Origin of the sequence: Clostridium ganghwense (genome assembly GCF_026735165.1) — a bacterium.
Lineage (GTDB): Bacteria > Bacillota > Clostridia > Clostridiales > Clostridiaceae > Clostridium_H > Clostridium_H ganghwense.
The window spans coordinates 220,993-244,658 of record NZ_JAPQES010000007.1 but is presented as its reverse complement, the minus strand read 5'-3'; the positions used below and the strand labels follow the sequence as shown (position 1 = coordinate 244,658).

Annotated in this window: 19 protein-coding genes; all 19 read right to left on the bottom strand. The window is 28.7% G+C overall.

The features are described 5' to 3' along the window. Window positions 1-140 precede the first annotated feature (140 nt). The 19 genes from recA to OXH55_RS18000 all read right to left on the bottom strand — a co-directional run bounded on the left by recA (window position 141) and on the right by OXH55_RS18000 (window position 23,651). Window positions 141-1,187, bottom strand: coding sequence for a recombinase RecA (gene recA, locus OXH55_RS18090; protein ID WP_268051535.1), 1,047 nt, complete (start codon window positions 1,185-1,187; stop codon window positions 141-143). 161 nt (window positions 1,188-1,348) lie between these two features. Next, complete coding sequence (gene pgsA, locus OXH55_RS18085) at window positions 1,349-1,891, bottom strand: CDP-diacylglycerol--glycerol-3-phosphate 3-phosphatidyltransferase (RefSeq protein ID WP_268051534.1); 543 nt, start codon at window positions 1,889-1,891, stop codon at window positions 1,349-1,351. Further along, window positions 1,875-3,209 carry a 30S ribosomal protein S12 methylthiotransferase RimO gene (rimO, locus tag OXH55_RS18080; protein ID WP_268051533.1) on the bottom strand — a complete coding sequence of 445 codons (1,335 nt, stop codon included), beginning with the start codon at window positions 3,207-3,209 and terminating at the stop codon, window positions 1,875-1,877. The genes pgsA and rimO overlap by 17 nt, the downstream gene beginning before the upstream one ends. Before the next feature lie 93 nt (window positions 3,210-3,302). Then, window positions 3,303-5,597: an FtsK/SpoIIIE family DNA translocase gene (locus OXH55_RS18075; RefSeq protein WP_268051532.1), complete on the bottom strand. Its 2,295-nt coding sequence runs from the start codon at window positions 5,595-5,597 to the stop codon at window positions 3,303-3,305. 91 nt (window positions 5,598-5,688) lie between these two features. Beyond that, window positions 5,689-6,378, bottom strand: coding sequence for a ClpP family protease (locus OXH55_RS18070; RefSeq protein WP_268051531.1), 690 nt, complete (start codon window positions 6,376-6,378; stop codon window positions 5,689-5,691). 56 nt (window positions 6,379-6,434) lie between these two features. Next, complete coding sequence (dapG, locus tag OXH55_RS18065) at window positions 6,435-7,640, bottom strand: aspartate kinase (protein ID WP_268051530.1); 1,206 nt, start codon at window positions 7,638-7,640, stop codon at window positions 6,435-6,437. 19 nt (window positions 7,641-7,659) lie between these two features. After that, window positions 7,660-7,935, bottom strand: a complete 276-nt coding sequence (locus OXH55_RS18060) for a YlmC/YmxH family sporulation protein (protein ID WP_268051529.1) — start codon at window positions 7,933-7,935, stop codon at window positions 7,660-7,662. Window positions 7,936-7,994: 59 nt separating this feature from the next. Beyond that, window positions 7,995-9,293: a M16 family metallopeptidase gene (locus tag OXH55_RS18055; protein WP_268051528.1), complete on the bottom strand. Its 1,299-nt coding sequence runs from the start codon at window positions 9,291-9,293 to the stop codon at window positions 7,995-7,997. A gap of 57 nt (window positions 9,294-9,350) precedes the next feature. Next, a complete protein-coding gene (locus OXH55_RS18050; protein ID WP_268051527.1) occupies window positions 9,351-11,483 on the bottom strand; it encodes a polyribonucleotide nucleotidyltransferase in 2,133 nt (710 codons plus the stop codon). Between the two features lie 110 nt (window positions 11,484-11,593). Further along, a complete protein-coding gene (rpsO, locus tag OXH55_RS18045; RefSeq protein ID WP_268051526.1) occupies window positions 11,594-11,857 on the bottom strand; it encodes a 30S ribosomal protein S15 in 264 nt (87 codons plus the stop codon). 88 nt (window positions 11,858-11,945) lie between these two features. Further along, complete coding sequence (locus OXH55_RS18040; RefSeq protein WP_268051525.1) at window positions 11,946-12,890, bottom strand: bifunctional riboflavin kinase/FAD synthetase; 945 nt, start codon at window positions 12,888-12,890, stop codon at window positions 11,946-11,948. Between the two features lie 11 nt (window positions 12,891-12,901). Beyond that, window positions 12,902-13,771: a tRNA pseudouridine(55) synthase TruB gene (truB, locus tag OXH55_RS18035; RefSeq protein ID WP_268051524.1), complete on the bottom strand. Its 870-nt coding sequence runs from the start codon at window positions 13,769-13,771 to the stop codon at window positions 12,902-12,904. Beyond that, entirely contained in the window at window positions 13,771-14,730 is a 960-nt protein-coding gene (locus tag OXH55_RS18030; RefSeq protein ID WP_268051635.1) for a DHH family phosphoesterase, read from the bottom strand. Before OXH55_RS18030 ends, truB begins: the two co-directional genes overlap by 1 nt. Next, window positions 14,717-15,082, bottom strand: a complete 366-nt coding sequence (gene rbfA, locus OXH55_RS18025; RefSeq protein ID WP_268051522.1) for a 30S ribosome-binding factor RbfA — start codon at window positions 15,080-15,082, stop codon at window positions 14,717-14,719. Before rbfA ends, OXH55_RS18030 begins: the two co-directional genes overlap by 14 nt. A gap of 19 nt (window positions 15,083-15,101) precedes the next feature. Further along, entirely contained in the window at window positions 15,102-17,168 is a 2,067-nt protein-coding gene (gene infB / locus OXH55_RS18020) for a translation initiation factor IF-2 (protein ID WP_268051521.1), read from the bottom strand. 82 nt (window positions 17,169-17,250) lie between these two features. Beyond that, on the bottom strand, window positions 17,251-17,529 hold the full coding sequence (gene rnpM / locus OXH55_RS18015) for an RNase P modulator RnpM (protein WP_268051520.1): 279 nt from the start codon (window positions 17,527-17,529) through the stop codon (window positions 17,251-17,253). Between the two features lie 26 nt (window positions 17,530-17,555). Then, window positions 17,556-18,602, bottom strand: a complete 1,047-nt coding sequence (gene nusA / locus OXH55_RS18010; protein ID WP_268051518.1) for a transcription termination factor NusA — start codon at window positions 18,600-18,602, stop codon at window positions 17,556-17,558. A 14-nt stretch (window positions 18,603-18,616) separates the two neighbouring features. Continuing rightward, window positions 18,617-19,078: a ribosome maturation factor RimP gene (gene rimP, locus OXH55_RS18005; protein ID WP_268051517.1), complete on the bottom strand. Its 462-nt coding sequence runs from the start codon at window positions 19,076-19,078 to the stop codon at window positions 18,617-18,619. Between the two features lie 241 nt (window positions 19,079-19,319). Continuing rightward, on the bottom strand, window positions 19,320-23,651 hold the full coding sequence (locus tag OXH55_RS18000) for a PolC-type DNA polymerase III (protein WP_268051516.1): 4,332 nt from the start codon (window positions 23,649-23,651) through the stop codon (window positions 19,320-19,322). Window positions 23,652-23,666: the final 15 nt, after the last annotated feature.

Here is a 23,666-nt window from a genome sequence, read left to right as displayed (position 1 = left end):
ATTTTTAAATTTATGTCAAGTTTATGAAAAAGTTGCTAAAAAATTTTATGTTAACTATATTTTATAATATAAACAATTAGACACTCTTTATACTGTAAGATTTAAATAAATCAATAAAATGAGTGCCTAACAAGTAGTTTTTATTTTTTTTGTACTTCTGCTTTTTTATTATCATTAGAAATTTCTTCTACATTTCTTTGTGGTAAATTATGTTTAGTTCTTATTTGATTTTCTATTTCATATAAAATCTCTGTATTTTGTTTTAAAAATTGTTTTGCATTTTCTCTTCCTTGTCCTAAACGAGTATCTTTATACGAAAACCATGAACCACTTTTTTGTACTATTTCCTCTTCAACTCCAACATCTAAAACATTTCCTTCAAAAGAAATACCTGTACCATACATTATATCAAACTCAGCTTTTTTAAATGGAGGAGCTACTTTGTTTTTCACAATCTTAACTCTAGTTCTATTACCTAAGAATTCATCACCTTGCTTTATAGTCTCAATTCTTCTAACATCTAGTCTTACAGAAGAATAAAATTTTAATGCTCTACCACCAGGTGTTGTTTCAGGATTACCAAACATAACGCCTACTTTTTCTCTTAACTGATTTATAAATATCACTGAACATTTTGATTTATTAATAGCACCAGTAAGTTTTCTAAGAGCTTGAGACATTAGTCTTGCTTGAAGACCTACATGAGAGTCACCCATTTCACCTTCTATTTCAGCTTTAGGAACTAAGGCTGCAACTGAATCTACTACTATAACATCAATAGCCCCAGATCTAACTAAAGCTTCACAAATTTCTAAAGCTTGTTCTCCTGTATCTGGTTGAGAGACTATTAAGTTATCAATGTCTACACCTAGTGCTTTTGCATAAATTGGATCTAAAGCATGTTCTGCATCAATAAAAGCTGCTGTTCCACCAGATTTTTGCGCTTCTGCTACAACATGTAAAGCAACTGTTGTTTTACCAGAAGATTCTGGACCATATACTTCAATAATTCTTCCTTTTGGTATTCCACCTATGCCCATTGCAATATCTAAAGATAAACTACCAGTTGAAATAGCGTCAATATTAAGTACAGTATTTTCTCCTAATTTCATTACTGAACCTTTTCCAAATTGTTTTTCAATGTGGTTCATAGCTGCTTGTAAAGCTTTTAATTTTTCATTATCCATATTTATCCCCAAAGGGTTCACCATCCTTTCAATTTCGAACACTTGTTCTTGTTAAATTATATAATATTTTAGTAGTATGGTCAATACTATAGTATAAAAGTTCCTATACATTACAAACATAGGAACTTATTTCAAATTATAACCTAATTTTTAATTATTAATCAATTTTCTGTACTAAGTGCTTTTTTATTTTTGACAAAATAATCAACTCCAGATATTACAGTTATTATTACTGCAGCACCTAAAATTATATAAGTTATGTAAGTTATATAAGCAGGACTATAAACTAGTTTAATTAGAGCAAATACAATTGCAACCATTTGAGTTGCTGTTTTAAGTTTGCCCCACCAACTAGCAGCTATTACTATACCTTCTGATGCTGCAACAGCTCTAAGACCTGTAACAGCAAATTCTCTTGCTATAATTATCATAGCCATCCATGTAGGTACAATTTGATATTCAACTAAAGAAACTAAAGCAGATGTAACAAGTAATTTGTCCGCCAAAGGATCCATGAATTTCCCAAATTTAGTTATTTGATTTCTACTCCTTGCAATATGTCCATCTAGTTTATCAGTTAGTGAAGCTAATATAAAAACTACAATAGCCGTAACTGTACCTAAAGGGGTATTTAATGCCACAAAGATTAGAAAAACTGGTACTAATAGTATCCTTAACATTGTAAGTTTATTTGCAAGATTCATAGCATACAACTCCTATTAAATCGTATTCTAAGGCATCTGTAATTAATACTTCAACAGAATCCCCTATATTTAATATTTTATCACATTTGAAGAAAATTGCACCATCTATTTCCGGAGCCATTTCATAATTTCTTCCAACCCAACATCCATCTTCACATTCTTCAACAAGTACTTTATATTTTTTACCTATTTTTTGCTTGTTGTTTTCTTTAGAAATACGCTGTTGAATAAGCATTAATTCTTTTTCTCTACGTTGTTTAATATCTTCATCAATTTGTTCATTCATTTTTGCTGCCGGAGTTCCTTCTTCCTGAGAATACTTAAAAACTCCTAATTTATCAAATTTTATTGAAGATACAAAATCTTTTAATTCATTAAACTCTTTGTCTGTTTCACCTGGGAAGCCTACTATTATAGATGTACGCAAACTTAAATCTTTAATTTTATTTCTCATTTTGGAAATATTTTCAGTAATTAATTCTTTAGTGGTTCTTCTATTCATTCTTTTAAGTACAGAATTACTTATATGTTGAATAGGAATATCTAAATAATTACATACCTTGTCATTAATTGCTATTTCATCTATTAACTCATCTGTAATCTCTTCAGGATAACAGTACAATATTCTAATCCATTCTATACTGTTTATCTCAGATAAGCTTCTAATTAACTTTGGCAGTTTATACTCGCCATATAAATCCACGCCGTATCTTGTAGTGTCTTGAGCAACCAATATTATTTCTTTAGCACCATTTTCTGCTAACTCTTTAGCTTCTTGTATTATATTTTCCATATTTCTGCTTCTGTATTTCCCTCTTATTTTAGGTATTATGCAGTAGGTGCAGAAATTATCACATCCTTCAGCTATTCTTATATAAGCAGTATGCTTCGGTGTTGTAAGCACTCTTTGCCCTTCATTAATTATAGTATCACTGTAATGACAAGAAGTATTTTTTTCATTACTAGAAAAAAATTCATTAATATAACTATTTAATTTATTATAATCATTTACTCCAAGCATAATATCTATTTCTGGCATAAGTTCTTGCAGTTCAGTAGAATATCTTTGAGTAAGACAACCAGTTGCAATTAAAAGCTTACAATTTTCATTTTTGTACTTTGCCATATCTAATATTGTATCTATAGATTCTTGTTTTGAACTTTCAATAAATCCACAAGTATTTACAATAATAATATCCGCGTTTTGGGGATCACTTACAATTTCATTTTCATTAGTCAAGTTTCCTAAAATTAATTCTGAGTCAATTCTGTTTTTATCACAGCCTAAACTTATAAGTCCTATTTTGTATTTAGTCACTAGTTTTCCTCCTTAAAATATATAAACTATTTATTATCATAAAAATTATTGTAAAGCTTATATAGTATTTTAACAAGTAATTTTTCAAAAAAATTACTTGTTATCATCTAATTCATTTATATCTATTAAAATTTGTCTAGGTTTGCTTCCATTTCTTCCTGAAATAATTCCTTTCTCTTCCATTTGGTCAATAATTCTAGCAGCTCTATTATACCCAATTCTAAGTTTTCTTTGTAAGAGCGATGTGGATGCTTGTCCTGCTTCAATTACAATTTTTATAGCTTCATCTATAAGTTCATCATAATTAGAGTCTTTTTTTTCTACATTTGTATTTATTTCTTCCATTATCTTTTCTTCATACTTTACATCAGTTTTATGAGCTTTTATAAAGTCAACTACTTTTTCAACCTCTTCCTCTGAAATAAAAGCCCCTTGTATTCTTATAGGTTTAGATTCTCCAACAGGATAAAATAACATATCCCCTTTACCAAGTAATTTTTCAGCACCAGATGAATCTAATATAGTTCTCGAATCAATTTGACTTGAAACTGCAAAAGATATTCTTGATGGAATATTAGCTTTTATTACTCCAGTTATTACATCAACTGATGGCCTTTGAGTAGCAATAACTAAGTGCATTCCAGCTGCTCTTGCCATTTGAGCTAGTCTTCCTATATATTCTTCTACTTCTCCTGGACAAACCATCATAAGATCTGCAAGTTCATCTATTATAATTACTATCCATGGCAGCTTTTCTTCAATTTTATTTTTATTACATAAATCATTATAACTTTCAATATTTCTTACATTATTATCTGCAAATAATTTATAACGTCTAGTCATCTCATTTACAGCCCAATTTAATGCTCCAGCAGCTTTTTTAGGATTAGTAACTACTGGTATTAATAAATGCGGTATATCGTTATATATACTTAATTCTACAACTTTGGGGTCTACTAATAACAATTTTACATTATCAGGAGAATATTTATAAAGCAAACTTATAATTAAAGTATTTATACAAACACTTTTTCCAGATCCTGTTGCTCCAGCAATTAGCAAATGAGGCATTTTAGATAAATCTGCAACTATGCAATTTCCACCTATATCTTTACCTAGCGCAAATGCTACATTCTTATCAAAGTTTTGAAATTCAGAATCATCTATGACTTCTCTTAAGTATACAGGAGACACTGATTTATTTGGAACTTCTATCCCAACAGCACTCTTACCGGGTATAGGAGCTTCTATTCTTATTGTAGATGCAGCTAAACTTAAAGCTATATCATCAGATAAATGAGTAATCTTACTAACCTTTACTCCAGAACTAGGCTGTAATTCAAATCTTGTTACTGAAGGTCCTTTAGTAACCTGAAGAACTTTAGCTTCTACTCCAAAGCTGTTTAAAGTTTCTTCTAATTTTGATGCAATACTAATTAATTCTTTTTTATTATTTTTGTGATTACTTTCTATTGGATTATAGTTTAACAAATCTAAAGTTGGATATTTATACTCAACTTTTTCTTTTTCATGACTCTCAATCAACTTGCTGTTTAGTTCATCATTAATTTTTTCTACTGAGACCTCTTCTATTATATCTTTTTTCTTAGTTTTATTATCAATTTTAGGAGAAGATACATTATCTATTATTTTAGGTTCTTCAACAAATTCTGTAGATTTCATAAAATCTACAACTTTAAGTTTATCATTTAAATTTTTTATGAAAGATTGTTGAGACATATTATTATCTTCAACTATAATATCATCTTTTTCTTTGAAATTCTCTTTAAATGTATCTTTTGTATCTACTTTTCTAGAATAGTCAATTTTAAATTTGTTTATTATATCATTTAAAGATATTTGTGATATTAAAATAAAAGAGATAATATAAATAGCAGTGAAAATAATATAACATCCTATATTACCAAACAACTTATAAAGAGGTATATCTATTAAATAACTTATAATACCGCCATGAAGTATTTTGCCTTCTAAATATATTTTTCTTATACCAAACAATATATTTCCTTCTTCATAATATTCAGATATATATACCATTTGTATGAAAAGAAGAGAATTTATAAGAATCAATAATATTCCATAAAATCTTTTATTAAAACTTATTTTACCATTTCTCATAATAAAACTTATTCCAACGAAAATCAACAGTATAGGGAAAAAATATGACCCAATACCCATAAGTGAAATAAGAAGTTGTTTTACTGTTTGTCCAACTAATCCGCAAGCATTTGTTACAAATATGCTTAAAATCATTAATATACCTGTAGTAATAAAAATTATTCCTTTAATATCATTATTAAACTTAGGTTTATTTTCTATAACTTGTTTTCTTGGACTATTCTTTTTGCGTCTAGTTTTTTTTGTCATTAGCATCACCTCTATTTTTTAATTTCTACACTTTATATTATAATCCTTTTAGTATTATAAGGAAAACTAGCCAAAGAATAAAATCTTTTGGCTAGTTTGTATTCTTTTTACTATCAATCATTTCATCAAGCTTATTTACAGCGTCACTAAGCCCTCCAACTTGATCAATGAGACCATATTCAACCGCTTGATTCCCAATTAATATAGTTCCCATATCATTTAATAATTCATCACTCTGAACCATTAACTTTCTAAGTGTATCTTTATTTATTTTTGAAGTTCTCGAAATAAACTCAATTATGCGTTCTTGCATCTTGTTAAAATATTCAAAAGTTTGAGGGACTCCTATTATTAATCCATTCATTCTTATTGGATGAATAATCATGGTAGCTGACGGTGATATAAAAGAATAATCTGCACAAGTAGCAAGAGGCACACCTATTGAATGTCCACCACCTATAACTAAAGATACTGTTGGTTTACTTAAACTTCTAATCATTTCTGATATAGCTAAACCAGCTTCTACATCTCCTCCTACTGTATTAAGAATAATAAGTACTCCTTCTACAGATTTATTTGTCTCAATTGCTACTAATTGCGGAATTACATGTTCATATTTAGTAGCTTTAGACTGAGGTGGTAAAACAGAATGACCTTCTATTTGACCTATAATAGGTAGTATTTGAAATCTTTGTGTACTTTCAGGAACTTTAGTTGTTCCTATTTCTTTTATTGAATCAATTTTTTTATCTTGATTTTCTTTAATAGTTTTTTCATTCATAGTCATGCCTCCCTATTTAAGTTTAGTCTTTGCTTAAAAGGTAATGACTATACATTTTATTTGTTATCTAAAGTAAATTCTTTATGAAGAGCATTTATAGCGGCTTCAGTATAATGAGATTGTACTAAACACCATATAGTAGTATGTGAATCTGCTGTTTGTAATACTTCTATATTTTCTTTTATTAGTGCCTTTAAAATTTTTGCCATTATTCCTGGAATCCCACGCATTCTTGAACCAATAATAGCAAGTTTACTACAATTATCTATATACGAATACTCTAATTTCAAATGTTCCATTATATTATTAAATTCACACATGCTACTACTATTAATAGTAAATATTTTTTGATTAGGAAATACATTTATAAGATCTATACTTATCAAGTTTTCAGCAAGTACAGGGAAAAGATTGTGATAATTATCATTATCAATATTGTTTCCTAGTTCAACCTTTATTTGTACTCTATTATCCATATGTGTGATACCAGTTATGACATTCTTACTGTCAACTGCACCTATATTATCTATAACCGTACCAGTACATTCACTCATTGTATTTTTAATAACTAGAGGTATATTACCTTTCATAGCAATTTCTACAGCTCTTGGATGTATTACTTTAGCACCTTGACCTGCAAATTGGAATACTTCGTTATAGCTAATTTCCTTTATTAAAGTAGCACTTTGCACTATTCGTGGATCTGCTGTCATAATCCCATCCACATCAGTATAAATATCAACTTCTTCGGCTTTTAAAGCAACACCTAAAAGAGAGGCAGTTACATCACTTCCACCTCTTCCTAGTGTAGTTATAAATCCATCTTCACTAATTCCTTGAAATCCTGTTACAACAGGAATTTTATTATCATTTATTAATTTTAGTAACTTATCAGTTTTAACCTCTTTAACTGCAGCATTATTAAAATCATTATCGGTAATAATTCCTGCTTGGCCACCCATTAATGGTACTGCAGCTATATTATGAGAATATAATTCATTACAAAGAACAACAGAACTTATAATTTCACCACAACTCATCAAAAGATCTACACCTAATTTATTATTATCCTTATAATCTTTTGTTAAAAGAGAAAGTAATGAATCAGTTGCATATGGTTGTCCTATTCTACCCATTGCAGATACTACTACAACTGGTGAAAATCCTTTTTGTTTAGCTTCTATTATTTTTTTTATTACAGATACTCTTTTTTCATGGGTTGAAACAGATGTTCCACCAAATTTTTGCACTAAAATTTTCATGTTACTCCTCCAAGATACTCTATTTATTCGTTCTTTTTAATTCTGATTCGTCTACATCTACAATTATAGTTCTTGCACCTATTTTATTTACATATTCCCAGGGTATTTCTAAGAATTCATTACCACCAAAAAAATTAAAACGAGATTTATTATTATCAATTATTAAAAGTTTTAACATTCCATTTTCATCAATTATTATATCATTATTTGAAAGATAATTATATTTTTCTCCATTATTAATATTTATTATCTCATAATTTTCCATTTCACTATAGAATTTTATTTTATCATCCAAATTAATCACTCCCTTAATAGATATCATAATATATTATGATATCTATTAAAGGGTTATTACTACAATTCTATCTTTTTTGAATTTTCAAAAGCAGTTTTATCTATTTCCAGTACTTCTGTTATTAATTCTTTATTAAAATTTTCTCCCACAAAAGCTGAATTTTGTATTCCTAATTTGAAAGTATTTTTCATCACTTCTACCATTTTATATTTATTAACAGAATCAATTTTAGTTATCATGTCACTAGGCTTAATAATTTTATTTAGAAATAATGCAATTCTACCATTTCTAAACATTCTGCTGCTAGTGCTTTCTAAGCCTAAAATAAAGTTACCTTTTAATTGTTCTTTTAGTTTCAATAATTTTTCATTATTAATTTCTTGTTTAGAAAAATTATAAATTTCTTTCTTAATATAATTTAATGCATCTACAGCATAATTAGGATTTAAACTAGTATAAATATTAATCATACCACAATTAATAAAAGAAGATATATATGAATATATTGAATAACACATTCCTAAATCTTCTCTTATCTTTTGAAATAAAATTGATGATGCTCCTCCGCCTATAATTGTATTAAGAAGCATTAATGTATAAACATCATCACCTCCTACTTCTATTCCTTTTATCCCTAAGCTTATATGCAGCTGTTCTATATTTTTATTTTGGAACAAATTATCATTTACAATCTCAGGGACAGAATAATTGGTTATTTTTTTGTTGCTACTGTACCAATTTCCAAAAAAATTTTCTACTATTTTTTCTATGTTTTTAACATCAAATTTACCACATATTGATATAACAGAGTTTTCAGGTATATAGTAAGAATCAACGTATTCAATAAGCATCTCTCGAGTAAAAGATTGTACCGTATCTACAGTTCCAACAATGGGCATAGCAATTGAATCTTCTCTAAAAGCTGCTATTGCATGCAAATCAATCAGTACATCTTCAGGGCTATCATTACTCATTTTTATTTCTTCAATTATTACTTTCTTTTCTTTTTCAATATCTTCATGGGTAAAAGTACTATTGAATAACATGTCTGACAATAATTCTAAATCTAGTTCTAAATGAGTATCTAGTGTTTTTATATAAAAACAAGTAGACTCTTTTCCTGTGAAAGCATTAATTTGTCCACCAACATTTTCTACGGTTTCTACTATTTCTTTTGCATTTCTATTTTCAGTCCCTTTAAAAAACATATGTTCTATAAAATGAGATATACCATTATTAGTAGAGCTTTCATTTCTTGAACCATTTTCAACCCAAAGCCCAACTGTGACTGAATTAACATAATCAATATTTTCTATAATTACTCTCAATCCATTATTTAATTTGAATAAATTATACATATGGCCTCCTAGAGAAATTAATAAAATTTAATAAAATAAAAAGGCATCACTGCCCTTCTACTTTTCTTCTTTATTTTCTTTTGAATTATCTTCTTCTGAATCTTTAATAGCATCTTTTCTTGAAAGATTAATTCTTCCCATTGAATCAATATCTGTAACTTTAACTAAAATTTCATCACCAACTGATACAATATCCTCTACTTTATTAACTCGTTTAACATCTAATTTAGATATATGAACTAATCCCTCTTTGCCAGGTAATATTTGTACAAAAGCACCAAAGTTTGAGATCTTTGTAACTTTTCCTAAATAAATTTCTCCTGCAACTACTTCTCTTGAATAACTCTCTATTAATTCTAAAGCTCTTTTACCTGATGCATAATCTTCTGCGGTAACAAATACTGCTCCATCATCTTTGATATCAATTTTAACACCAGTTTCATCAATAATTTTATTGATAGTTTTTCCACCTGCTCCAATTACATCTTTTATTTTGTCAGGATTAATGTTCAATGTAAATACTTTAGGGGCATAAACAGATACTTCTTTTCTTGGTTCTGCAATACATTCGTTCATTACTTTTAATATGGATAGTCTAGCTTCTCTAGCATCATGTATTGCTTTTTTAATACACTTATTTGATAATCCTGATATCTTTGTATCAACTTGTATAGCCGTAATACCTTTTTCAGTTCCTGCGACTTTAAAATCCATATCACCAAAGAAATCTTCAAGTCCTTGAATATCTGTAAGTATTTCTTCGTGTTGCAAATCATCACTTGTAACTAACCCCATAGCTATTCCTGCTGCTGGTCTTATAATTGGAACACCTGCATCTAATAATGCAAGAGTACTACCACAAACACTAGCTTGAGAAGTTGAACCGTTAGAGCTTAAAACTTCTGAAACTATTCTTATAGCATAAGGAAATTTATCTTCACTTGGTATTAGTGGTTCTAAAGCTTTTTCAGCTAATGCACCGTGTCCAATTTCTCTTCTATTTGGTCCTCTTAATGGTCTAACTTCACCAACACTATAAGATGGGAAATTATAATGATGCATATATCTCTTTGATGTCGCTTCTTCAATACCATCTAATATCTGAACTTCACTTATAGATCCTAATGTTGCTACACTCATAACTTGTGTTAATCCTCGTGTAAAAACTCCACTACCATGAGTTCTTGGTAATATACCAACTTCAGATGCCAAAGATCTCACTTCTTCAAAACCTCTACCATCAGGTCTTCTTTTTTCATTTAGAATCATATTTCTAACCAATGACTTTTCAAGTTTATATATAACTTCATTAATATCTGCAGCATTATCTGGATATTTTTGTCCAAATTCTTCATTTACTTTTTCTCTAACTTCATCTTTAGCTGCATTTCTAGCATCTTTATCAGTTAAATACATAGATTCCTTTATCATATCAAAAGCAAATTCTTTAACTTCTTTTGCGATAGTTTCATCTACTTCATATAACTCAGCTTCTACTTTAGTTTTGCCATATTTTTTCATGACCTTTTCTTGGAATTCTGCTATTTTTTTGCATTCATCAAAACCAAACACTATAGCGTCATACATAACATCTTCTGGTATTTCCTGACCACCAGCTTCTATCATCATGACTCTATCTTTAGTAGCACACACTGTTAAATCTAAAGAACTTTCTTCTCTTTGTTTTGATGTAGGATTTATAACAAATTCTCCATCAATTAATCCAACAGCTACAGTTGCTACTGGAGTTGTGAAAGGTATACTAGATAAACATAAAGCTAAAGAAGCACCATTCATTGCTAATATATTTGGTAAGTTGTCTTGTTCAACAGATAAAACTGTACACACTACTTGAACATCATTTCTGTATCCTTTTGGGAATAAAGGTCTAAGAGGTCTATCTATAGCTCTTGCATTAAGTATAGCTTTATCAGAAGGTCTACCTTCTCTTTTTATAAAACCTCCTGGTATCTTTCCTACTGCATATAACCTTTCTTGATATTCTATGCTTAAAGGGAAGAAATCAATTCCTTCTCTTGGACTATCTGAAGCATTAGCATTAATTAATATTACAGTATCTCCATAGCTTATTTTTAAAGCACAATTAGAAAGCATTCCAAGTTTTCCAAATTCACCTTTTAATTTTCTTCCAGCTATTGTTGTTTCAAAAACTTGATTTACTTGATTCATTTTTATACCCTCCTTTCAATATAGCTACCTACTCTTATTATTACCTATAAAACTTAATTTAATATGTAATGTTTTTCTAAAACAATAGAGCGGTACTAGCCCGCTCTAAATTATTTTCTTAATCCTAATTTTTTGATTAATTCACGATATCTTTGAATATCTTGGTCTTTTACGTAATTTAAAAGTCCTCTTCTTTTACCAACCATCATAAGAAGTCCTCTTCTTGAATGGTGATCTTTCTTGTGCATTTTTAAATGCTCATTTAAATGATTGATTCTTTCTGTTAATAAAGCAACTTGAACTTCTGGAGAACCAGTATCTCCTTCGTGTGTTGCATATTGATTAATTATTTCTTGTTTTCTAGCCTTTTCCATGGTTAAACACCTCCATAAATTTGATCCCCTATATTCCAGGAATACCGCCGGCCAGTCAGCATTCATAGCATAAGGTTCGCAAGACCAATTATAACAAATAACTTACAAAATGTAAATTATTTTTTTGTTCTTTTGCATAATATTTATCTTTTGCTAATTGATCTGAAAGTTCTTTAAGAGAATTAAACCTCTTTTCATCTCGTATTCTTTTTAAAAAGAATAACTTTATACTTTGACCATATATATCTTTATTAAAATCAAGTATATGTGTTTCTATACTTAATTTATTATCTTTTACGGTTGGATTGTATCCTATATTAGTTATGCCTTTATATTCATTACCATTGTATTCAACAATAGTATAGTATACTCCCCCTCTTGGCAAAACAAATTTTTTGTTATAATCCAAATTAACTGTAGGAAAATGTAGTTTTCTACCAAGCTGCTTTCCCTTTATTACTTCACCTTCTAGCATAAAAGGTCTAGTTAAAAAATCATTTGCTCTTTCTATGTCACCTTCTGATATAAGATGTCTTATTTTTGAACTACTAATTATTTCTCCATTTAGTTCTACTGGTTTAATAATATATACTTCAAATCCGAACTTAGTGCTTAATTTTTCAAGTAATTCAACATCTCCTAAATTCTTATATCCAAACCTATAATTAAATCCAACAATAATACCTTGTGCATTATAGCATTCAATCATATTTAAAATAAAATCTTCAGGTGGTATTCTCATAAAATTTCCGTTGAAATCTGCATAATTAACAATATCTATACCTATATTTTTTAAAAGTTTTGACTTAGTATCATTATTAACAACTAGTTTTGGTACCATTTCTTTATTTATTATGGTAAGAGGGTGATTTTTAAATGTAAACACCATACTTTTACATTTGTTTTTTTTTGCAAGTTCAATGGTTTTATTTATAAGACTCATATGTCCTAAGTGTAAACCGTCAAAACTTCCTAAAGCAATATATGTTTTTTCTTTTAGTTTAATATTAAAATTATCTTCATATATAATCATATCCCTAACCTCTAAATAAGTAGTTTTTCTATTTTTAACCCTTCATTTGTTCTTCGCCCTAACCCTATAAATTTTTCATCTTTAGTATAAATACGGTATAATACATTTTTTTGTACACCTTCTATTAAATATCTATCTTTTATTCTAACACCATTAATTAATAATTTTTTCGCCTTATCGTTAACACTTATTTTTTTATAGTTTTTCAAGGCATATTCTACTGAAATTAAATTATCTGCAATGTTTATTTCATTTAAGTCTTTTAACAATATAGAGTTGTTTTTATTAAAATTTCCACTACAACTTCTTTCTAAATCCCACATAGCACCGCCACATTTAAGCTTTTGACCTATGTCATAACATAAACTTCTTATATATGTTCCTTTGGAACACTTTACTTCAAATATGATATCTGGAATTTTAATTTCCAAAATATCTATATTATATATTGTAATATTTCTTGATTGTCTTTCTATTTCTATTCCTTTACGAGCAAGCTCGTATAGTTTTTTACCATTCACTTTAATCGCTGAATACATTGGTGGTATTTGGGCAATTTCTCCAATAAAAGAATTAATAGTATTAATTATATCTTTTTCTGAAATATTCACATCATTTGTTTCTAATATTTTTCCTTCTTTATCATAGGTATCAGTTGTTATTCCTAGTTTCAAATGAGCTTTATAAATCTTATAATCCTTCATAATATAATCGACAATCTTTGTAGCTTTACCTATACAAATAGGCAGTACACCACAAGCTAGAGGATCTAAAGTACCTGTATGACCTACTTTTTTAGTCTTAGATATTTTTCTTATTTCTCTTACAACATCAAAAGATGTTATCCCTATTGGTTTATAGACATTTATTACTCCATCCATTATATCAACTCTTTTTCTATTTCTTTAATTATAATTTTTTTAATTTCTTTTAAAGATTTATCGCTTGAAAATCCTGAAGCCTTGATGTGTCCCCCCCCACCAAAGTTTTCGGCAATTTTCCTAACATCAATTATATTTTTAGATCGCAAACTTACCTTTACTCTATCATTAGATTCTTTTAATAAAACAGTAACTTCAACCGAATCTATCTTGGTTCCTAAAGAGATAATATCTGAAGTATCTCCATTACTAATATGAAATTCATCAAGCATTTCTTGTGTAAGCTCCATAATACATACTTTTCCATCAAGCATTAAGTACATTTTTTCGATTACTTTACCCTGAAGCTTTATTCTTGAATATTTCATATTTTCAAAAATATTTCTATGTATTTGTGAAAAATCTATTCCTGCATTGATTAAATGTCCTGCTATTTTATGAGTTAAATTAGTCGTATTAGAATGTCTAAATGAACCTGTATCTGTAAGTATAGAAGTATACATACACTTAGCAATATCTTTATCTATACATATATCCATTAAATTAAATATTTCATAGATAATTTCAGCCACTGCTGCTGCTTCTGTGTTAACATAATTTATATCACCATATAAATCGTTTGATAGGTGATGATCTATATTTATAAGTGTATAATTTCTATCAGATATTTCTAGATTAGAATTTATTCTATCAATATTTCCACAGTCTAAAACTATAACTGTATCTGTACCTTCTAAAATATGATCAATATTTTTATTTACTTCTTCTGAAAGGGGTAAATATTTAAATGTTTCAGGCAATCCTTCTTTAGACATAATATAAACTTCCTTATTTAATTTAAGAAGTCCCTGCATTAATGCAAGGGAACTTCCTAAAGAATCACCGTCAGGCGATATATGACAAGTTATGCCAATTTTTTTACTTTTATTGATGGCTTCAATAATATTATTTATCTGCATCATAATTATTTCCCTTTAAATTTGCAAGAAGATCATTTATGTGCATTCCATGTTCTATACTATTATCTAACTCTAAAATTAATTCAGGAGTGTATCTTAATTTAACTCTATGCCCAATTTCACGTCTCATAAATCCAACTGAACTTTTCAAAGCCTCAAAGCTCTGTTTTTCAGAATCTTCATTTCCAAATATACTAACAAAAACTTTTGCATATCTTAAATCATTAGTTACATCCACTTTAGTTACACTAACCATAGCTGTAAGTCTAGGATCACTTATTTCATCACGAATTATATTACTAAGTTCTTTCTTTATTTCTTCATTAATTCTACCTAGCCTATATTTGGCCATATAACTCTCTCCTTTATTTTTATATCTGTTTAGGTTTTATTTCTTCCATAATATATGCTTCTATTAAGTCGCCTTCTTTAATATCATTAAATTTCTCTATTGTTATTCCACATTCATATCCTGTTGCTACTTCTTTTGCATCATCCTTAAATCTCTTTAAAGATGAAATCTCTGATTCAAAAATTACTATACCATCTCTAATTACTCTAACTTCACTATTTCTTGTTATTTTTCCATTTAAAACATAACATCCTGCTACAGTTCCAACACTTGAAATTTTATATGTTAGTCTTACTTCTGCAGTACCTAAAATTACTTCTTTGTATTCAGGTTCTAACATACCAACCATTGCAGATTTTATATCATCTAAAGCATCATATATAACTCTATATGTTCTTATATTTACGCCTTCTTTTTCAGCAAGAGTAGAAGCATTGCTAGAAGGTCTTACATTAAACCCTATAATTAATGCATTTGATGCTGTTGCTAAAGTAACATCTGTTTCAGTAATAGCACCAACAGCTCCATGAATAACTCTTACTTTAACTTCTTCAGTAGATAATTTTTCTAAAGATTGTTTAACTGCTTCAACTGATCCTTGAACATCAGCTCTAACAATAACACCTAATTCTTTTACTTTTCCTTCTTTTATTTGGCTATATAAATCTTCTAATGATACTCTATTAGTAGCTTGTAGACGCTGTTCTCTCAATTTCGCTTTTCTGTTTTCAGCCATATTTCTAGCTGTTTTTTCATCTTTTACTACATTAAATCTATCTCCAGCATCAGGTACTTCTGATAATCCAAGTATCTCTACTGGTATTGATGGTCCAGCTGAATTTATCTTATTACCTTTGTCATCAAACATAGCTCTTATTCTACCATATGTGGAACCAACTATAATAGAATCTCCAGCTTTTAATGTACCATTCTGAACTAATAATGTAGCTACAGGACCTCTTCCTTTATCAAGTTTAGCTTCGATAACAGTACCCTTAGCTCTTCTATTAGGATCTGCTTTTAATTCTTCCATTTCAGCAGTTAAAAGAACCATTTCTAATAATGAATCTAAACCTTCTTCTGTGTGAGCTGATACTGGAACACAAATTACATCTCCACCCCAATCTTCTGGAATAAGATTATACTCTGTTAATTCTTGTTTTACTCTATCAATATTTGCTCCAACTTTATCAATTTTATTAATAGCTACAATCATTGGAACATTAGCCGCTTTACAGTGATTAATTGCTTCTTTAGTCTGAGGCATTATTCCATCATCAGCTGCAACAACTAGTATAACAATATCTGTTATTTGAGCTCCTCTTGCTCTCATAGTTGTAAACGCTGCATGTCCTGGTGTATCTAGGAATGATATTTTTTCTCCGTTAATTTCAACAGTATAAGCACCTATATGTTGAGTTATTCCACCAGCTTCTGTTGATGTAACTTTTGATTTCCTTATAGCATCCAAAATTGATGTTTTACCATGATCAACATGACCCATAACAGTTACAACAGGTGGTCTTTTTTCATTTCCATAATCTTCATCTTCATCTTCATCTTCTTTAATTGCAGCAGAAGTATCTTCTTTCTGTGAAACCATTGCGTCAAATTTTTCTGCTAATTTTTCTGCTGTATTAAAATCCAACTCTTGATTAATAGCAGCCATTACTCCCATAAACATTAATTGTTTTATTACTTCAGTTGTTGGTTTATGTAGTTTTTCTGCCAATTCCTTTACAGTAATAGTATCTTCTATTTCAATTATTATTTTTTTTTCACACTCTTCAGAATTTGATTGACTTGAAGTATTTGCTTCGTCTTTATTATTTTTCTTTTTCTTTTTCTTTATGTTAACGTTAACGGAATCACTAATTTCTTCCTCATATTCATCAACAATACTTTTTTTATTATCTTCATCATCATTGTCATCGAAAATTTCTTTTATAAGTTCAGCATCTTCTTCGTCTAACACGCTCATATGATTTTTAACCTTTATACTAAATTCATTTAATAATACATCTATTAATTCTTTACTTGTTACATTTAATTCTTTTGCTAATTCATAAACTCTTGTTTTAGCCAAACCATTCACCCCCAATTATTATTCAAGCACTGCAAAATTTTTGCAGTGTTTGTTTTATATACATTTGTACTATCGCATAGTTTTACACCTTCTGTTGTTCAGTTAAAATTTCTGATTTAAGCTTATCATAAATATTATCACTTATCTTTGAACTAAGATTTCTCTCAAGTCTTTTAGATTTAAAAGCAATTTCTAAGCATTCTACATTTTTGCATATATAAGCTCCTCTGCCAGGCTTTTTACCGGTTAAATCAACTGATATTTCATCTTCTTTATTTTTAACTATTCTCAATAATTCTTTCTTAGCTTTCATTTCTGAACATCCAGTACACATTCTCTTGGGTGTCTTTTTTATTTTCATAAATAAATTACCACCTTTCATCAGAATTATTCAGAAGCTTGTGATTCGCTTTTTATATCAATTTTCCAGCCAGTAAGTTTAGCTGCAAGCCTAACATTTTGACCTTCTTTCCCTATAGCTAATGATAATTGATTATCTTCAACAACTATTTTAGCAGATTTATTCTCCTCATCTATAACAACATCCAGTACTTTAGCAGGACTTAGAGCATTAGCTATATATGTTTCAGGTGATTTATCCCATTTTATTATGTCAATTTTTTCATTTTTCAATTCATTAACTATATTTTGTACTCTCATTCCTTTAGGTCCTACACATGCTCCTGTAGCGTCTACATTTTCATCATGTGAATAAACAGCAATTTTAGTTCTTGAACCTGCTTCTCTTGCAATACTCTTTATTTCAACTATGCCATTGTAAATTTCCGGAACTTCCAATTCGAATAATCTTTTTACTAATCCTGGATGAGTTCTTGAAACTACAATTTGCGGTCCTTTTGTTGTATTTTTAACTTCTACAATATATAACTTTAGTTTTGAATTAAAGTTATATGCTTCTCCAGGCATTTGTTCATTTGGACCAAGAACAGCTTCAATCTTTTCTAAATCAATGAATACATTTCCTTTATCTTTTCTTATAACTGTTCCAGTAATTATATCATATTCTTTTGCTACAAATTCATTATAAATTACTTTTCTTTCGGCTTCTTTTATTCTTTGAATAACTACTTGCTTAGCTGTTTGTGCAGCAATTCTTCCGAATTTTTTAGGAGTAACTTCTATGTCTACTATATCTCCTACTTCATATAATGGATCAATTCTCTTGGCTTCGTCTAATGACATTTCATTGATATTTGATGGCTCTTCTTCAACTTTTTTAGGTGTATATACATGTATTTCACCATTTTCTCTATCTATAGTAACCTTGACATTTTGTAAATTTCCGCCTACCTTAGCATAATTCTTTTTATACGCTGATACTAATGCATCTTCCACAGTATAAAATAATAAATCTTCGCTAATTCCCTTTTCTTTTACAATCTCCTTTAAGGCTTCAATAAACTCTGCATTCATTTTTAAAACCCTCCTCAAAACTCCCCTTTTAAAATAATTTTTTTAATTTTATCTCTAGGAATAGATAACTTACTATCTTCTATTTCTATTTCTATAAAATCATTACTAAAACTTAATAATTCACCTTGGTATTTTTTACTTCCTTCGAATAATTTAAAAAGCTTTATAGTTATCATATGATTTATATATTTGTTCAAATGTTTATCACTATATAGTATTCTTTCTACTCCTGGAGAAGATACTTCTAAATAATAACTATCTTCTATAGGATCTTTCTCATCTAGCATACTACTTACTTTTCTACTTACTTTTTCGCAATCTTCTAGAGAAATTCCTTCTTCTTTATCTATGTATAGCCTAAGATAATTTTCTCCTTGTTCTTTTACATATTCTATATGATATAACTCATAAGCTAATTGAGATACTATAGGCTCAATTAATTGAGAAAGTTCATCTAATAAAACATCTCTTTTCATAACTAGCCCTCCTTATTCTTAGTTTTTACAAATTATTTTTTAATAAACCAAATAAACAAATATTAATGAAAAACGCAACTATATGTTGCGTTTTTTCAAAATATAAAGAGTGGGTATTATATCCCACTCTTATGCTAAAATTTATCTGCAAAATAATTCTACTACATTTTAACACACTAATAAGCCTATTTCAAGTAATCTATAAAACATTTTGCTTGAACAAACCAAAAATGGTTATTTCTTAAAAGAGAGATAATTGATTAGTTTCTGGTAACCCCTTAAGACATCCATGTTCACTTAAAGCTTCAATAACTGTTTTAGAAACTTTAGCTCTCGTTCTTAAATCCTCTTTAGAAATGAATTCACCTTCTTCTCTAACTTTAGTAATACTTTTAGCAGCATTTGCTCCAACTCCTGCTAAAGCACTAAGAGGAGGTCTAATATAATTTCCTTCTATTGAAAATTTAGTAGCATGAGACTTATATACATCAACTTTCAAAAACTTTATGTCTCTTTTATACATTTCATATGAAAGTTCCAAAATAGTTAATAAACCTTTGTCCTTTTGACTAATACTATTTCCCATAGCATTAATTTCATCCATTTTTCTTTTTATAACTGATTCTCCTTGAACAATTAACTGAGCATCAAAATCATCTATTCCTCTAACAGTAAAGTAAGTTGTATAATAGGCCTCTGGATAATATACCTTATAATAAGCTATTCTAACTGCCATCGTTACATATGCAACAGCATGACCTTTAGGAAACATATATTTTATTCTTTTACACGATTCTATATACCAATCTGGAACCGTATGTTCTTTCATCAATTGCTCATGTTCTTCAGTAAGTCCTTTTCCCTTTCTTACCTTTTCCATTATAGTAAAAGCATCCTTAGGAGGTAATCCTTTATAAATTAAGTAAACCATAATATCATCTCTTGTGGAAATACAGTCTTTTAATGTGGTATATCCTTCGCTTATGAAATATTGTGCATTATTAAGCCACACATCAGTTCCATGTGACAAACCTGATATCCTAACAAGATCTGAAAATGTTTTTGGTTGTGTATCTACTAGCATTTGTCTAACGAATTTAGTTCCGAATTCAGGTAGCCCATAACTTCCTACCGGACATCCCAATTCTTCTTCTGTAACTCCTAATGCTTCTGGAGAAGTAAATAAACTTAAAACTTTCTCGTCACCAATTGGTATAGTAGTAGGATCTAGTCCTGTAATATCTTTAAGCATTCTTAATACAGTAGGATCATCATGACCAAGTATATCTAATTTAAGAAGTCTTCCACTTATTGAATGATAATCAAAATGGGTAGTAATAATATCTGAATTAGTATCATCAGCAGGATGTTGTATAGGACAAAAATTAAATATTTCATTGTCACTTGGTACAACCATAATTCCCCCTGGATGTTGTCCAGATGTTCTTTTAACCCCTGTACATCCTTTAGTTAATCTTTCAATTTCAGCTTGGGGAACCAATTTTTTTTTCTCATCTAAATATTTCTTTACAAATCCATAAGCTGTTTTATCAGCTATTGTTCCAATTGTTCCTGCCTTAAAAGTATGACCTTTACCAAAAAGAACTTCAGTATATTTGTGAATATCAGCTTGATTATCACCTGAAAAGTTTAAATCTATATCTGGCTCCTTATCTCCGTTAAATCCTAAGAATGTTTCAAAAGGAATATCATGTCCATCTCTATCATATTCAGTACCACACTTAGGACATTGTTTTGAAGGTAAATCTGCACCAGAAGCTACAGAACCGTCAGTAAAAAATTCACTGTTTTTACATTTAGGACATATATAGTGAGGTGGTAATCCATTAACCTCTGTTATATCACTCATAGTTGCAACTAAAGAAGAACCAACTGATCCTCTAGACCCTACTAGATATCCATCATCTATTGATTTGGCAACTAATTTGTGTGCTATTAAATATAATACTGCATATCCATTATTTATAATAGAATTTAACTCTTTGTCTAGTCTTTTTTGCACTATATCTGGTAGAGGATTGCCATATATTGCATGTGCCTTATTCATAGTCATATTTCTTATATCCTCATCCGCTCCTTCTATTTTGGGAGGAAAAGTTTCATCTGGTATAGGTTTGACATGTTCAATTTCATTTGCAATTTTTTTAGGATTATATATAACAACTTCTTTAGCTTTATCCATTCCTAAATATTCAAATTCCTTTATCATTTCATTAGTGGTTCTTAAATATAAAGGTGGCTGATTTTCTGCATCAGAAAATCCTTGACCTTTCATTAATATTTCTCTAAATATTGCATCCTCAGGATCTAAAAAATGCACATCACAAGTTGCAACTACAGGCAAATTATTTTTTTCTCCTAACTCACATATTTGTTTATTAATGTCTTTAAGCTGTTCTTTATCTTTAACCATACCCTTTTTTATCATAAATTCATTATTATCTATTGGTTGAATTTCTAAATAATCATAAAATTTAATCATGTCATTAAGTTCTTCTTCACTTTTTCCTTCAAAAACAGCTTTATAAATTTCACCCGCTTCACAAGCTGAACCAATTATTAGACCTTCTCTATATTCTTGAATTAAACTTTTAGGCATTCTTGGTCTTCTAAAGAAATAGTCTAAATTCGATGTGGAAATAAGCTTATATAAATTTTTTAATCCTACCTGATTTTTTACAAGTATTATTAAATGATAAGTAGGTGATTTTTTAATATCTTGATTTCCTAAAAATTCTTTATTTAAATCTTGTAAATTAATTATATTTTTCTCTTTTAATAAATTAAAGCAAATTAATAATATATCAGCTGTTGCTTTTGCATCATTAACTGCTCTATGATGGTTTTCCAATGAAACCCCTAAATGTTTAGCTATAACATTTAACTTGTATCTTTTTAATTCAGGAAATAAAAACTTTGCTAAAAGTACTGTATCCATAATTCCATAATTAAATTCTATATTTAAATCTTTACAATTTTTTCTTATAAAAGATGTATCAAAATTTGCATTGTGAGCTACAAGTATAGAATTCTTTGTGAACTCCATAAATTTTGGAAGAATTTTATCTATTGTTTCAGCCTCTTTAACCATATCATCTGTTATGCCTGTAAGTTCAGTAATTTTATACGGAATTCTTATTTCAGGATTAATAAATACACTGAAACTATCAATTATAGTACCATTTTTAATTTTAACAGCACCAATTTCTATGATTTTATCATAAACACTTGAGAAACCTGTTGTTTCAATATCAAAAACAACAAAAATATCATCTATTGCTTTATTATCAATATTAGTAGCAACTGGTACTCCATCATTTACAAGATATGCTTCGACACCGTATAAAACTTTAATATTATGTTTTTTAGCCGCATCCATAGCTTCTGGGAATGCCTGAACTACACCATGATCTGTTATTGCAATTGCAGGATGCCCCCATTTTGCTGCCCTCTTAATTAGATCAGAAGTAGAAGATAATCCATCCATGGCACTCATTTGAGTATGAACATGAAGTTCAACCCTTTTTTCTTCAGAAGTATCCATTTTTTCAATTTTAGATGTTTTTACTATATCTCTTCCCATAATAACAACTTCTCTAGCAAAGGAATCATGTACCGCTTCTCCTCTAACTTTACAATAAAGTCCCACTTGTAACTCTTCTATCAACCCCTCTGTCTCATTAGGTCTTGGGAAACATTTCACAGTTATAGAACTTGTATAGTCAGTTATATAAAAAGTAACTATTTTTCTACCAGATTTAGTTTCAATTATTTTTATATTAAATATATCTCCACATATAGTAACTACTCCAGAGGTTTCATTAATTGAGTCTATATCAGTAATTTCACCAATTGCATCTCTTCCCAAAATAGCATTAGGATTTTTACTATATTTCTTTTTAAAACCTTCTTTATTTTTAGTATAGGTAGGAGCATTAGAATTTTTTTTCGTTTCTTTTTTCTCAGATATATTTGAAGAAGTAGATTTTTGTTTTAGAACAGATTCTATCAATGATTTTTCTTCTATTTCTTTATTTTCAAAGTAATTTTTTTCTTCTAGTGTTGAATTATAGTTCAAACTTACTCTAGCTTTAATTCCAAATATATCATAAAGTGTATTTCGTGTAAGATGTTCAATACTTTTTGATTTTAACAGCTTACACATAAATTTATCACCAACTTCTATTTCTAAATAGTCGTCTTTAACTTTTTTAACCGCATCATTTAAAAACTGCTTACAAACTGGAACTTTAAGAGAAATATTATTTACTATATCTATCCAATGTTCTTTTATAATTTTTTCTAAAGTCAAATTAGATATATTTTTATAACAAACTAAATCAATATTATTGAAACAAGATAGTTTTTTTATAATAAGTTTTTTTATAATATTTTTTGTATCATCATTTATTTCATTGATAGATCTTAGCACAACCTTTAATCTATCACTTTTAGTCAAATATTGAACTCTTAATATTTGTATATCATTTTCTAAAATATTTTCATTAGTGTCTAATTCAGCTTTTAATATTTGAACTAAACTAGTATTCATTAAATTTCCTCCTAA